The organism is Azospirillum sp. FG154 (genome assembly GCF_057809575.1).
In genome coordinates, this window is record NZ_JBMDKF010000010.1 from 73,685 (window position 1) to 88,648 (window position 14,964).

A 14,964-nucleotide genomic window follows, 5' to 3' on the forward strand; every position below is an offset into this window, starting at 1 on the left:
CGCGCGTCAAACCAGGACGCGCAGCAGCAACCCGGCGAGGGAACAGGCGGCCAGGGTCGGGATCATCCCAACCTTGAAACGGAAGACCGCCAGCAGCGCGGCGGCGGTCAGCAGCGCCGACGCCGCGTCCAGGCTGTCCAGCACCGGAACATCCAAACGGATGCCGCCGAACCGCAAGGGACGCAGCTCGCGAAACAGCGTGTGCAGGCTGAACCAGATGGCGAGGTTCAGGATCACGCCGACCACGGCGGCGGTGATCGCCGTCAACGCCGCCGACAGCGTCCGGTTGCCGCGCAACGCCTCGACGAAGGGCGCGCCCAGAAAGATCCACAGAAAGCAGGGAACGAACGTCACCCAGGTGGTCAGCAGCCCGGCCAGCGTCCCCGCCAACAGCGGCGGCAGGCCGCCCGGATCGCGAAACCCCGCCATGAAGCCGACGAACTGCACCACCATGATGAGCGGCCCCGGCGTGGTTTCCGCCATGCCCAACCCGTCCAGCATCTCGCCGGGCCGCAGCCAACCATAATGGTCCACCGCCTGTTGCGCGACATAGGCGAGCACGGCGTAGGCGCCGCCGAACGTCACCACCGCCATCTGCGAGAAGAAGACGGCGATCCGGCTGTAAGTGTCCGCCGGACCGAAGGCGACCAGCAGCGCGGCGACCGGCAGCAGCCACAGCGCCAGACAGACGCCCGACACCCGCAGCGACCAGCCCAGATTGGGCCGCGCGTGGGCGGGGGTTTCCGATCCCAGCAAGGATTGGGCATCCTCCACCCTGTGGGCGAATGTGGCGTGGCCGCCGCCGCCCTGAAAGGCCGACAGGCCAAGCCGCCCGCCGACCAGACCAATCAGCCCCGCCAGCGCGATGATGAGGGGAAAGGGCGTGTCGAACAGAAAAATCCCGATGAAGGACAGGGCGGCGACCGCCATCATCGTTCGGTTCTTCAGCGCCCGCTTGCCAACCCGCGCCACCGCGTCCAGCACCACGGCCAACACCGCCGCCTTCAGCCCGAAGAACAGCCCCTCGACCATCGGGACCTTACCCAACAGGGCGTAGGCCCAGCTCAAGGCCATGATGGCGACGATACCGGGCAGCACGAACAGGATCCCGGCGATCAGCCCGCCCGCCGTGCGGTTGGTCAGCCAGCCGATGTAAACCGCCAATTGCTGGGCTTCCGGGCCGGGCAGCAGCATGCAGTAATTCAGGGCGTGGAGAAACCGCTCCTCCCCGATCCAGCGCTTTTCCTCGACGATGATCCGATGCATCACAGCGATCTGTCCGGCTGGCCCACCAAAGCTGAGCGCGGCGACCCGCGCCCAGACGCGCGCCGCCTCGCCAAGGCTGACCGGCCCCCTCTGCCGCCCGGTCGCGGACAGGCCGCCCGCCTCCTTGCCGTCCGCCGTCATGCTTTCGCATCCTCTTCTGATTGCTGGTCCCGGAAAGGGGGGCTGACGGGTCAGTCCCGCCGCCGCCCGACCGAACATACTGTCCTTCCGGTCAATGTCGTGGATGAATCTCGGCACGCGCAAGCGGAGGCGGCTTGCGGAAAGCCGTCACGCGGTCTGTGCGTCGCCTGAGCAATCGTCTACAACGCTGGCGACGACGTCCTCACAAGGAGAGTTATTCCCATGCCGGGATCCACCATGCCGGTGCTGAACGCCGACCAGACCGCCGCCCTTCTGCCCTTCGGGCCGCTGTGCCGGATTTTGGCCGACACGGCGCGCGATTACGCCGCCGGGCGCATCGCCGCCCCGGAGCGGCAGGTGCTGCCGCTGCCGTTGGACGGCGTGCTGCTGTCGATGCCCGCCACCGCGTCGGACATCGCCATTCACAAGCTGGTCAACGTCTGCCCGGCCAACGGCGCGCGCGGGTTGCCGACCATCCACGGCGTGGTCAGCCTGTTCGACGCCGCCACCGGCGCGCCGCTGATGGTGCTGGACGGGCCGACCGTCACCGGGCGGCGCACCGCCGCCGTCTCCCTGCTGGCCATCCAGACGCTGGCGCCGCAGCCGGTGTCCCACGTCGCGTTGATCGGCGCGGGCAAGCAGACCGCCAGCCACATCGAGGCGCTGGCCGCCCTGCATCCCGGAATCCGGGTCGATGTCCACGCCCGCAGCCTGGACGCCGCCGCCGCCTTCGTCGCCCGGCAAGGCGGACTGGGGGGTGAAACGGGTTTGGATCTGCGCCCCGCCTGCGGCCCGGTCGATTCCGCCGCCCAAGTGGTCATCGCGCTCACCACCAGCCGCAGCCCGGTGTATGACGAACAACCGCGCCCGGATCGCCTGTTGATCGGCGTCGGCGCCTTCAAGCCGGAGATGGCGGAGTTCGGCGCGGTCCCGGTGCTGGGCAGCGCGGTGTTCGTCGATGACCCGGCGGGCGGGCGGCACGAGGCGGGCGACCTGATTCAGGCCGGTTTCGATTGGACCAAGGTCCACTCCCTGGCCGACGCGCTGGACGGCGCCGCCCCCGACGCGCCGCGTTTGTTCAAAAGCGTGGGCTGCGCCGCCTGGGATCTCGCCGCCGCCCGCTGCGCCTTGGCGCAGCGTGGCTGACCGGACGCCTCAATCCGGCGCGCGCAGGCGATAGCCGACGCCGGTTTCGGTCAGGATGTGGTGGGGACGCTCGGGATCGGGTTCGATCTTCTGACGCAGTTGGCGGATGTAGATCCGCAGATACTGAACGTCGGTGTCCCCGCCCCACACCTCTTTCAAGATGAAGCGGTGGGTCAGCACCTTCCCCGCGTGCGCCACCAGAATGCGCAACAGGTCGTATTCGCGCGGCGACAGCTTCACCTCCGCCCCCTGAGCCGTCACGATCCGGCGCACCAGATCGACCGTCAAGGCGCCGCTGCGGAAGACGGGGCGTTCGCCCTGCTGTTGCAGCTTGTGGCGCAGGGCGGCGCGGAGGCGGGCCAGCAGTTCATCGACGCCAAAGGGCTTGGTCACGTAATCGTCGGCGCCAAGATCCAGCGCCTCGACCTTCCCCGCCTCGTCCGCCCGGCTCGACAGCACGATGATCGGCAGGGTCGCGCCGCCGCCGCGCAGGCGGCGGATGACCTCCAGCCCGTCCATTCCCGGCAAGCCCAGATCAAGCACCAGAACGTCGGGCGACATCCGCCGCACCTCGTCCAGCGCCTTCACGCCATCCTCGGCCTCGACGATGTCGTAGCCCTGGGCCGACAGGCTGGCGCGCAGGAAACGGCGGATCGGCGGTTCGTCATCGACGATCAGCACGCGCAGGGGGGCGGCTTCGGATTTCACAGCGGCGTCTCCTCCAACCGGGGCAGGGCTGCGGCTTCGGGCAGGGTCAGGGTGAAGACCGCGCCGCTGCGGTCGCGGCGGTTGGCGGCGGCGATGGTCCCGCCCATCGCCTCGACGAAGCCACGGCAGATCGCCAGCCCAAGCCCGGTGCCCGCGCGCTGCCGGTCCTGGGCGTGGACACGATAGAACTTGTCGAAGATGCGTTCCACGTCTTCGGGCGGAATCCCGTCGCCCTCGTCCAGCACCTCGACCCGCAACCTTCCCGGCTCCGCGCGGGCGCGCACGGTGATGAGCGACCCGGCGGGGGCGTATTTGCCCGCGTTGTCCAGCAGATTGAACAACGCCTGTTCAAACAGCACCGCGTCGATCGCCACCATCGGCAGATCGGCGGCGAGATCCATCGTCACCCGATGCCCGGCCAGGATGCGGCCCACCCGTTCCAGCGCGCTGCCGACCACTTCCGACAGATCGACCGCGTCGGCGCGCGGGCGGATCGCCCCGGATTCCAACCGCGTCATGTCCAGCAGATTGGCGATGAAGCGGTTCAGCCGCTCCGCCTCCTCCTGGATCGTCGAGGTCAATTCCAGCCGCGCCGCGTCGTCGAGCATCGGCCCGTAGCTCTTCAGGCTGGTGGCGGAGCCGAGGATGGAGGCGAGCGGCGTGCGCAGATCATGGGAGATGGAGGTCAACAGGGCCGACCGCAAGCGTTCGGTTTCCGCCGCCAGCTTGGCCCGGTCCACATCCTCGGCCAGCGTCACCCGTTCGATGGCCAGCGCGGCCTGGTCGATCAGGGCGTCGAGCAAGCGGCGCTGGTCGGGCGTCAGAAAGCTGCCGGTTCGCGCGCCGGCGCCGCCCGTGTCGATGCCGACGACGCCGACCAGCCCGCGCCCGGTGCGCATCGGCAGAAACAGCCATTTGGCGCCGGGCAACGTGTCGGCCCCCCGCCCCGTCGGGCGGTTGTTTTCCCAGGCCCAGATCGCGGCGGCCAGATCGGCGTCCTCGATCACGTCCTCCGGCGGGTATCCGGCGCGGACGGCGACGCTTTCCCCCTCCGGCAACAGCAGCACGACATGGACCTTCAGCATGGCGGCGATCTGATAGGCGGTGGCCCACAGCAGATCATCCATGGTGACGACCCCGGCCAGCTTGCGGCTGAAGAGATAGAGATCCTCGGTGGTCTTGGCCCGCGCCCGCGCCGTCACCGCCTGCGCCCGCACCCGCGCGGTCAGATTGCTGGCGATCACCGCGACCACGGCGAAGACGAACAGGGCGACGATGTTTTCGGGATCGGAAATGGTGAAGGTGTAGAGCGGCGGCAGGAAAAAATAATTGAAGGCCAGCACGCTGACGACGCTGGCGTAGAGCGACGGGGCCAACCCGCCGGTGACGGCGCTGGCCAGAACGGCGGTCAGGAAGACCAGCGCCATGTTGTTGAGCGCCACCACCCGGTGCAGCACATGGCCGACCCCCAGCGCCGCCGCGACATAGCCGGTGGCGGCGACGTAGGGCCACCACGCGAAGGCCTCGCGGCCCGATGGAGCCGTCTTAACCGTCTTGGGCGGGATCGGATCGCCGGAAGTGGCGGCGATCACATGCACGCTGATGTCGCCCGCCCGACGGATCAGGCTGTGCGCCACCGACCCGCGCAGCAATTCCGACCAGCGGGAACGCCGGGATTTGGCGATGACGAGGTGGGTGACGTTGTTGGCGCGCGCGTGTTCGACGACGGTTTCGGCCACGTCGCGACCGGGCGCCGTCACCGCCTCCCCCCCCAAGCGTTCGACCAGACGCAGGGTGTCGGCGATGCGGTCGCGTTCGGCCTCGGTCAGGCGCAGGGCGCGGCTGGTTTCCACATGGATCGCCCCCCAGCGCGCGCGCAGCCGTTCAGCCTGTCGGCGGGCGTAGCGGACCAGCGCCGCGCCGGTGGCGTCCTCGTTGACGCAGACCAGCAGCCGTTCGCCCGCCGCCCAGGGGCCGGAAATCGCGTTCGCCTGCATGTGGGTGAGCAACTGCTCGTCCACCCGCTCCGCCGTGCGGCGCAGCGCCAATTCGCGCAGGGCGGTGAGGTTGCCGGGCGAGAAGTAATGGCGGATCGCCCGTTCCGCCGTGCGCGGGACATAGACCTTGCCCTGCTGAAGCCGCTGGATCAGGTCGTCCGGCGTGATGTCGATCACCTCGATGTCGTCGGCGCGGTCCACGATGGAATCCGGCACGGTCTCCCGCACGCGGACGCGGGTGATCTTGGCGACGACGTCGTTCAGGCTTTCGACATGCTGGATGTTCAAGGTGCTGTAGACGTCGATTCCGGCGGCCAGCAGTTCCTCGACGTCCAGATAGCGCTTGGCGTGGCGGGAGCCGGGGGCGTTGGTGTGGGCCAGCTCGTCCACCAGAACGATCTTGGGCCGCCGGGCGAGGATGGCGTCGAGGTCCATCTCGTCAAGCACATGGTCCTTGTAGTCGATCCGGCGGCGCGGAACGACCTCCAGCCCCGCCACCAGGGCTTCGGTTTCCCGCCGCCCGTGGGTTTCGACCACGCCGACGACCAGATCAATTCCCTCCCGCCGTTTGGCCTGGGCGGTTTGCAGCATCTCAAAGGTTTTTCCGACGCCGGGGGCGGCGCCCAGGAAGATTTTGAGGCGCCCACGCTCCTCCCGCGCCGCCTGACGCAGCAGCGCGTCGGGCGATGGTCGGTTGTCGCGTTCCTCCGTCATCCGGCGGCTCCCTCCCCCATGCGGTTCGTCATTCCCAAGCAACGTTGCGCTGGCGCGTCGGCCCCCTCCCCGACCCTCCCCCGCTCACGCGGGAGAGGGAGCTTGGAGCCTTGTCGGCCTGAGGCGGAGTTCCCTCTCCCGCGACGCGGGGGAGGGTTAGGGAGGGGGCGACGCGCGCGCAAGCCTCTGCGCATCTGCTTAGCGGCTCGCCGTTACCTTGTCCAAGGCAAGGTTCAGCGTCAGGACATTGACCGTCGGTTCGCCCAGAAAGCCAAGCGCGCGCGGCGCGGTGTTGGCGGCGACCAGACGCCGGACCTCATCCTCGGGCACGCCGCGCGCCTTGGCGACGCGGGGAACCTGGAATTCGGCGGCGGCGGGCGACAGATCGGGATCCAGCCCGCTGCCGGACGCCGTCACCAACTCCACCGGCACCGGCTTGCCCGGATTTTCCGCCTTCAGCCGTTCGGCGTCGGCCTGGACCCGCTCGACCAGCGCCTTGGAGGTCGGGCCGAGGTTGGATCCCATCGAGTTGGCCGCGTTGTAGGGGGCCGCCACACTCTTGCTCGCGTCCGCCGGATCGGCGGTCGTGGTCGCCGACGGGCGCGGCTGGAAATACCGCTCCCCGGTGAAAGGCTGGCCGATCAGGGCGGAGCCGACCACGACGCCGTTCCGCTCGATCAGGCTGCCGTTGGCCTGATGGGGAAACACGGCTTGGGCGACGCCGGTGACGGTCAGGGGATAGGCGAGGCCGGTGATGACCGTCAAGGCGGCGGTCATGACCAGCGCGGGACGCAGTTCCTTCAGCATGATGTCCAATTCCCTCACACAAGGCCGATGGCGGTGACGAGCAGGTCAATCGCCTTGATGCCGACGAAGGGCACGACCAGACCGCCCAAGCCATAGATCAACAGATTCCGGCGCAGCAGCGCCCCCGCCCCCACCGCCCGATAGCGCACGCCGCGCAGGGCCAGCGGGATCAGCGCGATGATGATGAGCGCGTTGAAGATGATCGCCGACAGGATGGCGCTTTCCGGGCTGGCCAGACGCATCACGTTCAGCGCGCCCAGTTGCGGGTAAAAGGCCAGGAACATCGCCGGGATGATGGCGAAATACTTCGCCACGTCGTTGGCGATGGAGAAGGTGGTCAGCGCGCCGCGCGTCATCAGCAGTTGCTTGCCGATCTCGACGATCTCGATCAGCTTGGTCGGGTCGCTGTCGAGATCGACCATGTTGCCCGCCTCGCGCGCCGCCATGGTGCCGGTGTTCATCGCCACGCCGACGTCGGCCTGGGCCAGGGCGGGCGCGTCGTTGGTCCCGTCGCCGCACATGGCGACCAGCTTGCCCTTGGCCTGCTCGTCGCGGATGAGCTGGAGCTTGGCTTCCGGCGTCGCCTGCGCCAGGAAATCATCCACCCCGGCCTCGGCGGCGATGGCGGCGGCGGTCATCGGGTTGTCGCCCGTAATCATCACCGTCTTGATGCCCATCCGGCGCAACTCGGCGAAGCGTTCGCGGATGCCGCCCTTGACGATGTCCTTCAAATGGATGACGCCCAGCAGACGCCCGTCCTGAACCACGGCCAGCGGCGTGCCGCCCGCCTTGGCGACGCGCTCGGCGATCGCCAGCAACTCGCGCTCAGCGGAATCGACCGACGCGGCGGAGCGGATCGCCGTGACCGTGCTTCCGGCGGCGACCGTCGCGGCCCCGCGCGCCGCGCTGTGGGCGAAGGCCAACACCGCGTCCACCGCGCCCTTGCGGATGATCGTTCCCTCGGCGTCGATGCCGCTCAAGCGGGTTTGCGCGGTGAAGGGGACGAAATGCGCCCGCATCTCGGCCATGTCGCGGGCGCGGATGCCGTAGCTTTCCTTGGCCAGCACGACGATGGAGCGGCCTTCCGGCGTTTCGTCGGCCAGCGAGGCGAGTTGCGCGGCGTCGGCCAGCGCCTGGGCGGACACGCCGGAGACCGGCAGGAACTCCGCCGCCTGCCGGTTGCCCAACGTGATGGTGCCGGTCTTGTCGAGCAGCAACGTGTCCACGTCGCCCGCCGCCTCCACAGCGCGGCCCGACATGGCCAGCACGTTGAAGCGGACCAGACGGTCCATGCCGGCGATGCCGATGGCCGACAACAGCGCGCCGATGGTGGTCGGGATCAACGTGACGAACAGCGCCACCAGCACCAGCACGCTGACCGAACCGCCCGCGTAGGCGGCGAAGCTGGGGATCGTCGCCACGGCGATGACGAAGATGATGGTCATCCCCGCCAGCAGGATGTTCAGCGCGATCTCGTTCGGCGTCTTCTGGCGCTGCGCGCCTTCGACCAGCGCGATCATGCGGTCGAGGAATGTCGAGCCGGGGGCCGCCGTGATCCGCACCTTGATCCAATCGGAAATCACCTGGGTGCCGCCCGTCACCGCCGAACGGTCGCCGCCGCTTTCGCGGATGACCGGGGCGGATTCGCCGGTGATCGCCGCCTCGTTGACGGAGGCCACGCCCTCCACCACCTCGCCGTCGGACGGGATGATGTCGCCCGCCTCCACCAGCACCACGTCGCCCGGCTTCAGCCGGGTGGCGGGGACGAACTGGCCGACCTGACCATCGGCCCCCAGCAGGCGGGCGTTGGTTTCGGTCTTGGTCTTGCGCAGGCTGGCCGCCTGGGCCTTGCCGCGCCCCTCGGCCACCGCCTCGGCGAAATTGGCGAAGATCAGGGTGAACCACAGCCAGACGACGATCTGCGCGCCAAAGACGACGCCAGCGGCGCCCGTCGCCATGTCGCGCAGCAGCAGAAGGGTGGTCAGCGCCGCGACGATCTCGACGCAGAACATCACCGGGTTGCGGGCCATGACGCGGGGGTCGAGCTTGCGGAGCGAACCGGCGACCGCCGGGCCGAGGATGGCCGGGTCCAGCAGCGTGCTCGCCTGCGAACGACCGGCCTTTTTCGTGTGAGCGTCCATGAACGGAATTCCGATCAGAAGAGGGTTCCGGCGGTCATCGCGAGATGCTCGACGATGGGGCCAAGCGCGAGAGCCGGAAAGAAGGTCAGGCCGCCGACGATCAGGATGACGCCGACCAGCAGGCCGACGAACAGCCCGTCATGGGTGGGGAAGCTTCCCGCCGACACCGGCGAGCGCTTCTTGGCCGCCAGCGATCCGGCGATGGCCAGCATCGGCACGATCACGAAGAAACGACCGACCAGCATGCCGACGGCCAGCGTCAGATTGTACCAAAGCGTGTTGCCGCTCAGCCCGCCGAAGGCGCTGCCGTTGTTGGCCGCCGCCGAGACGTAGGCGTAGAGCGCTTCGGAAAAGCCGTGCGGCCCGGCGTTGGCCATCGACGCGGTTCCGGTGTCGAGGACCACGGCGACGGCGGTCCAGCCCAGCATCATCACCGGCAAGCACAGCACGGCGAGCATGGTCATCTTGACCTCTTTCGCCTCCAGCTTCTTGCCCAGATATTCCGGGGTGCGCCCGACCATCAGACCGGCGACGAACAGCGCGATGATGGCGAACAGCAGCATGCCGTACAGACCGGCGCCGACGCCGCCGATGATGATTTCGCCCAGCATCATGTTGATCATCGGGATCATGCCGCCCAACGGCATGAAGCTGTCATGCATGGCGTTGACGGCGCCGCAGGAGGCCGCCGTGGTGACGGTGGCGAACAGCGCGCTGGCGGCGATGCCGAAGCGGGTTTCCTTGCCTTCCATGTTTCCGGCCAGACCATCGACGCCGAAGGCGGCGAAGGCCGGGTTGGCCTGCGCCTCCGCCCAATAGGCGACGGACACGCCCGCGACGAACAGCACGCCCATGGCGGCCAGAATGGCCCAGCCCTGGCGCTCGTCGCCGACCATGCGCCCGAACAGGTTGGTCAAACCGGCGCCCAGCGCGAAGATCGACAGCATCTGAACCATGTTGGTCAGGGCATTGGGATTCTCGAACGGGTGGGCCGAGTTGGCGTTGAAGAAGCCGCCGCCGTTGGTGCCCAGCATCTTGATCGCCTCCTGCGAGGCGACGGGGCCGATGGCGATGCTTTGCTTGGCGCCCTCCAGCGTGGTGGCGTCGATGAAGCCGTCCAAGCTCTGCGGCACGCCCTGCCAGACCAGGAACAGCGCGTAAACCAGGCAGAGCGGCAGCAGCACATACAGCGTGCAGCGGGTCAGATCGACCCAGAAATTGCCGATGGTGCGGGTCGACGCGCGGGCGAAGCCACGCGCCAGCGCCACGGCCAGCGCGATTCCGGTCGCCGCCGACACGAAATTGTGGAAGGTCAGCCCGGCCATCTGCACGAGATTGCTCATCGTGCTTTCGCCGCCGTAATTCTGCCAGTTGGTGTTGGTGGTGAAGCTCGCCGCCGTGTTGAAGGCGAGATCGGCGGGCACGTTCGCCATCTCCTGCGGGTTGAAGGGCAGGACGGCCTGAAAGCGCTGCATCGCGTAAAGCGCCAGCATGCCGACGGCGCTGAACAGCAGCGCCGACACGGCGTAGGACACCCAATGCTGTTCACGGGCGGCATCGACGCCCGCCAGCCGGTACAGCCCACGCTCGACCGGGCCAAGCAGGGGGGACAAGAGGTTGCGTTCGCCCGTGAAGACGGTGGTCATGAAACCGCCCAGCGGGCGCGTGACGGCGACCACCAGGGCGATGAAGACCAGAATTTGAATCCAACCGTTGACGGTCATGGGAAGGCTCCTCAGAACCGTTCGGGGCGGATCAGGGCGTAGACGAGATACGCCAGAAGACCGGCGGTCACGAGACCGGCCAGCGCATAATCAAGGGTCATGGACGCCTCCTCACAGCCGGTCGCAGGCGTGGACGTAGGCGATCGCCCCGGCGAAAAATCCGACGGTGATCGCAAGGACGAGAATGTCGAGCATGAATGGTCTCCCAAGGGCGCGCCGCGCCGCCGCGCACCGGGCGGCGGAGACAGGCGCGAACAGGCCGAACCGGCCCTCCGCGTCGCCGAGGCGACGCCGAAAGCCCATCCGGTCAGGAGACGATGCGCCCCAAGCGCATATAGATTCGAGACGGGCCGGAGACGGCTTGGCGTATAAAACCTATATACGCCGGGTTGGGTGGTCCGTCGCGAAACCGACGCTCCAAACGCCGCCCGTCGCGACGGCGCTCATGGGAATTTTCAGGCTTTATCCGATGAAACCATCAACCATCAGATGCAGCGCAAGCGCCAACAGCAGGAAAAAGGCGATGGTGAGCGCCATCTCGCCCAGAACCTCCCGCACTGTGGGGATTTCGTCCGGCGGCGAGTCCGCGTCTTCGAGAGTCAGCGTCGGGCGGCGGGGTTCCAGCGCCGTATGTTCCACAATCCACACCATGAGAGCCTCGTGACCATCGGGAGCCGGTTTTCGCCGGTTCCTTTAAAAGAGGGCCGTCGGCCATATAAAAGCGATGGCGCGCGCGAGGGGGCGGAATATAGGCGGAATATAGGGGGCGCCGGTCAGGCCGCGTCGTCGCGCTGGATCTCCGCTTGGCCGCGCGTGGCGTCGGCGGTCTTGCGGATGACCTCCTCCACCTGCCCGCAGGGGGCGGTGACGCGCAGCCGAACGCCTGCGGGGGTGAAGCCGGTGTTTTCGACCAGGGTCGCCGGAAGGGCGGCGAGCGCGGCGCGGAGTCGCGCCTCGTCGGCGAAGGCGCAGGCGATGGACAGGGTCGTGACGGCGACGATCGGTTCGCGCGCCATCGCGCGCAAACAGGACGAGGCCGTGCCGCCATAGGCGCGGACCAGGCCGCCGGTTCCCAGCAGAATTCCGCCGAACCAACGGCTGACCACCACCGCCACGCGGTCGAGATCCTGCCCCTCGATGGCCTGAAGAATCGGGCGCCCGGCGGTTCCCCCCGGTTCGCCATCGTCGTTGAAACGGTGGAGCGCGCCGACGCGAAAGGCCCAGCAATTGTGACCGGCGTCCGGGGCGCCATGCGCCGCGATGAAGCGGCGCGCCTCGTCCTCGTCGTCAGCCGGTCCCGCCCAGGCGACGAAACGGCTTTTCTTGACGTCCTGCTCGAATCGCCCGGCGCCCGTCAGCGTGAACATCGCCGCGTCAGCCCAGCGACAGGATGGCGGCGGCGGTGCGCTCGTCGGTGATGAGGCCCTTGGCCAGTTTGCCGCGCAGGGCGGCGCGGATCGCCATCACCTTTTGGTCGCCGCCGCCAACGATGATGGTGGTGCAATCCTTCAGGATCGGCAGCGGCACCCCGACCATGCGGTCGTTGACGGCGCCGTGCAGCGGCTCGCCGACGTTGTTGAACACGCGCCCGGCGATTTCGCCGACGCCGCCCAGATCGATCAGTTCCATCAGTTCGGCGTCGTTGACGAAGCCGTCATGGTGAAAGGCGGAGTTCCAGGCGATGCTGCCGACCCCGACGAAGCAGGCGGCGGTTTGCGCCACCAGCTCCAGAATCCGGGTGTAGGAGCGTTGGGCGCGCAGCACCTGCGCCTCCTCCACCGCCTCCGTCACGCTGGGGGTGGGCAGCGGGAAGCCCGAGGCGCCGGTGCGCTCGGCCAGGCTCATCACCACCTCATAGGGCGCGGCGCGGCCATCGCGCAGCATCGCGCCGACCAGGGAGACGGTTTTGTGCTCGGGCCGGTTCATCGTCATGACCTCGGCCACGGCGGCGCGCAGCGTCCGCCCGGTGGACAGGCCCAGCACCGTCGGTTCGCGCGATTCCAGATAGGTTTCGATCTGCTCGGCGGCGGCGATGGCGATGCCGGGGATCGGGTTGGGTTGGCCGGGATCGACCGGCGTCACCGTGCATTGGGTCAGCCCGTAACGCTCGCGCAACCGCTCTTCCAAGGCCACAGCCTCGGCGATGGGGTGGTTCAGGCGGAATTTGATGAGCTTTTCGGCCACCGCCAAGGACACCATGCGCTGGGCGGCCTGCCGCGACACGTTCAGCTTCGCCGCAACCTCGTCCTGGGTGTTCCCGGCGATGTAGTAGAGCCAAGCGGCGCGCGCCGCCTGATCGAGCTTCCGGCTGTGACGGTCTGACATCGGGGCGTTCGGTTCCTGCTGCCGGTTTCGGGGTCAGACTACGTGAAAAGCGAATCCGGTGGCTATGGGTTGTGTTGGCTCGCGGGGTGATCCACGCCGCAAAATGGAAAAAGGGGCCGGGCGATGAAGAGCGCCCGGCCCAAAGGCACCCCGCTCCAAGGCAAACGGAGGGGGCTGGAGGGTGACACCACGGGGACGGCCATGGGGCAAGCCCCATGGATCGCGCGGCGACCGAACCGACGCCGCGCGACGACGACCGGCCTTCCGTCCCCACCAAGGCCGGCCGGTTCAGCCCCCGCGCCGATCCGGGCGCGGGGATGCTTGTGTGAAGAATCAGGCGGGCGCGCTGACCAGCAGGTGGTCCAGTTCCAACCGCTGGCGGTGCATGGCGAGAAACACCGCGTAACGCCGGTCGTGCATGGCGCGGGCCTGCGGGGCCGGGTGCAACAGCGTGTCCGCCCCGGCCATGGCGCGGGCGGCTTGCGCCAAACCGGGGTGCAGACCCGCCCCGGCGGCGGCGGCGGTCGCCGTTCCCAGCAACACCGGCTCGGCGCAGCCGGAGCGGGCGATGGCGCAGCCGCAGGCGTCGGCGTAGAGCTTGACCAGAAAGGGGTTGGCGGCGTGGCCGCCGCTCAAATGAATGGTGTCGATGGCGTATCCGGCCTCGTTCATGCGGTCGATGATGTGGCGGACCCCATAGGCGATGGCCGCCGCCGTCGCCCAATAGAGTTCCAGCAAGGATTCGGCGCTGCGGTCCAGCGTCAGACCAGAAATCACGCCCACCGCGTTCGGATCGGCCAACGGGGAGCGGTTGCCGTGGAAATCGGGCAGCACATGCAGGCGCGGGGCCAGCGCCTCCCCCTCCGCTTGCGTGATGCGGGCGTGCAGGATGGCGCCGATGGCGTCGTGCGGCTTGGGACCGAAGGACGCGCGGGCCGGGTGGCTTTCGACGATGTGGTCCAGCAAGGCCCCGCTCGCCGATTGCCCGCCCTCGCTCAGATGAAAGCCGTCGCAGACCGCGCCGTAATAAGGCCCCCAAACGCCGGGAATGAAGCGCGGCGCCGCCGTCAGCCCCATGTTGCAGGAGGAGGTTCCGGCGATCAGCGCGATCCGGTTGTCGATGCTTTCGCCGACATGCGCGCCGAGCGTGCCCAGCGCCCCGGCGTGGGCGTCGATCAACCCGGCGGCGACGACGCAACGGGTGGTCAGCCCCAGCGCGTCCGCCGCCTGCGCGGTCAGCGGGCCGATGGGGTGGCCGATGGGCAAGGCGCGGTCGGGCGCCCCGGTCCGTTCAAAAAAATCATCCAACCCGACTTGCGCCAGAAAGGCCCGGTCCCACGGCTGTTCGGCGTGGGCCAGATAGGTCCATTTGCAGGTCAGCGTGCAGACCGACCGCTCGTTGCGTCCGGTCGACATCCAACTGAGGAAATCCGCCAGATCGAAGGCCAAGCCGCAGCGCGCCCAGGCGTCGGGCCGGTGGCGCTTCAGCCACATCAGCTTGGGGATCTCCATTTCCGGCGACATCCGCCCGCCGAGAAAGCGCAGCACCTCCGCCCCGCTGGCGCTGCATTCCTCGGCCTCCGCGATGGCGCGGTGATCCATCCAGACGATGGTGTCCCACTGGTCGGATGCGCCGCCCGCGCCGTTCCCGTCCGGCGACACGCCGATCTTGCCGCCGTCGGCCTGCCGCAGCACCAGGGAACAGGTGGCGTCATAGGCGATGCCGACCACCCGATCCGCCGCCGCCCCCGCCGCCGCCGCCGCGTCGCGCACGGCGGCGCAGACCGCCTGCCAGATGTTCGCCGAATCCTGCTCGACGAAATCGGCCTGCGGGCGGTGGGTGGCGATGGGGCGCACCGCCCGGCCCAGCAGGCGGCCCTGCGGCGTGAACACGCCCGCCCGGACGCTGGTCGATCCGACATCGACGCCGATCACCGTCTCGGCGGCCTCGCTCGTCATCCTGTCCTCCCCACGCGGCTTTGGTTGGTTCCGTTT

The 14,964-nt window shown here is 68.6% G+C and carries 13 protein-coding genes; 1 reads left to right on the top strand and 12 read right to left on the bottom strand.

Going from position 1 to position 14,964, the window contains the following annotated elements; genetic code table 11:
• Positions 1-6 precede the first annotated feature (6 nt).
• The gene (chrA, locus tag ACODS4_RS13685; RefSeq protein WP_488864485.1) at positions 7-1,407 is read right to left on the bottom strand and encodes a chromate efflux transporter; all 1,401 of its coding nucleotides are present in this window, start codon (positions 1,405-1,407) and stop codon (positions 7-9) included.
• A gap of 222 nt (positions 1,408-1,629) precedes the next feature.
• Between chrA and lhpI the strand changes: the two genes are divergently transcribed.
• Complete coding sequence (gene lhpI, locus ACODS4_RS13690) at positions 1,630-2,553, top strand: bifunctional Delta(1)-pyrroline-2-carboxylate/Delta(1)-piperideine-2-carboxylate reductase (RefSeq protein ID WP_488864487.1); 924 nt, start codon at positions 1,630-1,632, stop codon at positions 2,551-2,553.
• A 9-nt stretch (positions 2,554-2,562) separates the two neighbouring features.
• Here the strand turns inward: lhpI and ACODS4_RS13695 are convergent, their stop codons facing one another.
• The 11 genes from ACODS4_RS13695 to ACODS4_RS13745 form a co-directional block, all read right to left on the bottom strand.
• A complete protein-coding gene (locus ACODS4_RS13695) occupies positions 2,563-3,261 on the bottom strand; it encodes a response regulator (protein ID WP_488864488.1) in 699 nt (232 codons plus the stop codon).
• Positions 3,258-5,972 (bottom strand): DUF4118 domain-containing protein, encoded by a 2,715-nt coding sequence (locus ACODS4_RS13700; RefSeq protein WP_488864490.1) that lies wholly within the window; start codon positions 5,970-5,972, stop codon positions 3,258-3,260. Before ACODS4_RS13700 ends, ACODS4_RS13695 begins: the two co-directional genes overlap by 4 nt.
• A gap of 198 nt (positions 5,973-6,170) precedes the next feature.
• On the bottom strand, positions 6,171-6,779 hold the full coding sequence (locus ACODS4_RS13705) for a K(+)-transporting ATPase subunit C (protein ID WP_488864492.1): 609 nt from the start codon (positions 6,777-6,779) through the stop codon (positions 6,171-6,173).
• Positions 6,780-6,793: 14 nt separating this feature from the next.
• Positions 6,794-8,920: a potassium-transporting ATPase subunit KdpB gene (kdpB, locus tag ACODS4_RS13710; protein ID WP_488864494.1), complete on the bottom strand. Its 2,127-nt coding sequence runs from the start codon at positions 8,918-8,920 to the stop codon at positions 6,794-6,796.
• 14 nt (positions 8,921-8,934) lie between these two features.
• Complete coding sequence (gene kdpA, locus ACODS4_RS13715; RefSeq protein WP_488864496.1) at positions 8,935-10,644, bottom strand: potassium-transporting ATPase subunit KdpA; 1,710 nt, start codon at positions 10,642-10,644, stop codon at positions 8,935-8,937.
• An 11-nt stretch (positions 10,645-10,655) separates the two neighbouring features.
• Complete coding sequence (locus ACODS4_RS13720) at positions 10,656-10,745, bottom strand: K(+)-transporting ATPase subunit F (RefSeq protein ID WP_042698952.1); 90 nt, start codon at positions 10,743-10,745, stop codon at positions 10,656-10,658.
• A 10-nt stretch (positions 10,746-10,755) separates the two neighbouring features.
• The gene (locus tag ACODS4_RS13725; protein WP_488864498.1) at positions 10,756-10,947 is read right to left on the bottom strand and encodes a hypothetical protein; all 192 of its coding nucleotides are present in this window, start codon (positions 10,945-10,947) and stop codon (positions 10,756-10,758) included.
• A 159-nt stretch (positions 10,948-11,106) separates the two neighbouring features.
• Positions 11,107-11,295 (bottom strand): hypothetical protein, encoded by a 189-nt coding sequence (locus tag ACODS4_RS13730; RefSeq protein ID WP_488864499.1) that lies wholly within the window; start codon positions 11,293-11,295, stop codon positions 11,107-11,109.
• 122 nt (positions 11,296-11,417) lie between these two features.
• Positions 11,418-12,011, bottom strand: a complete 594-nt coding sequence (locus ACODS4_RS13735; protein ID WP_488864501.1) for an IMPACT family protein — start codon at positions 12,009-12,011, stop codon at positions 11,418-11,420.
• Positions 12,012-12,018: 7 nt separating this feature from the next.
• A complete protein-coding gene (locus ACODS4_RS13740; RefSeq protein ID WP_488864502.1) occupies positions 12,019-12,969 on the bottom strand; it encodes a sugar-binding transcriptional regulator in 951 nt (316 codons plus the stop codon).
• Between the two features lie 333 nt (positions 12,970-13,302).
• Positions 13,303-14,928: an FGGY-family carbohydrate kinase gene (locus ACODS4_RS13745; RefSeq protein ID WP_488864504.1), complete on the bottom strand. Its 1,626-nt coding sequence runs from the start codon at positions 14,926-14,928 to the stop codon at positions 13,303-13,305.
• Positions 14,929-14,964 lie beyond the last annotated feature (36 nt).

Excerpts from the sequence above, each read along its gene's own strand:
- ACODS4_RS13700 (WP_488864490.1), bottom strand. The coding sequence starts at position 5,972 with ATGACGGAGGAACGCGACAACCGACCATCGCCCGACGCGCTGCTGCGT.
- ACODS4_RS13720 (WP_042698952.1), bottom strand. The coding sequence starts at position 10,745 with ATGACCCTTGATTATGCGCTGGCCGGTCTCGTGACCGCCGGTCTTCTG.
- chrA (WP_488864485.1), bottom strand. The coding sequence starts at position 1,407 with ATGACGGCGGACGGCAAGGAGGCGGGCGGCCTGTCCGCGACCGGGCGG.
- kdpB (WP_488864494.1), bottom strand. The coding sequence starts at position 8,920 with ATGGACGCTCACACGAAAAAGGCCGGTCGTTCGCAGGCGAGCACGCTG.
- ACODS4_RS13740 (WP_488864502.1), bottom strand. The coding sequence starts at position 12,969 with ATGTCAGACCGTCACAGCCGGAAGCTCGATCAGGCGGCGCGCGCCGCT.
- ACODS4_RS13725 (WP_488864498.1), bottom strand. The coding sequence starts at position 10,947 with ATGGGCTTTCGGCGTCGCCTCGGCGACGCGGAGGGCCGGTTCGGCCTG.
- ACODS4_RS13705 (WP_488864492.1), bottom strand. The coding sequence starts at position 6,779 with ATGCTGAAGGAACTGCGTCCCGCGCTGGTCATGACCGCCGCCTTGACG.
- ACODS4_RS13745 (WP_488864504.1), bottom strand. The coding sequence starts at position 14,928 with ATGACGAGCGAGGCCGCCGAGACGGTGATCGGCGTCGATGTCGGATCG.
- lhpI (WP_488864487.1), top strand. The coding sequence starts at position 1,630 with ATGCCGGGATCCACCATGCCGGTGCTGAACGCCGACCAGACCGCCGCC.
- ACODS4_RS13730 (WP_488864499.1), bottom strand. The coding sequence starts at position 11,295 with ATGGTGTGGATTGTGGAACATACGGCGCTGGAACCCCGCCGCCCGACG.
- kdpA (WP_488864496.1), bottom strand. The coding sequence starts at position 10,644 with ATGACCGTCAACGGTTGGATTCAAATTCTGGTCTTCATCGCCCTGGTG.
- ACODS4_RS13735 (WP_488864501.1), bottom strand. The coding sequence starts at position 12,011 with ATGTTCACGCTGACGGGCGCCGGGCGATTCGAGCAGGACGTCAAGAAA.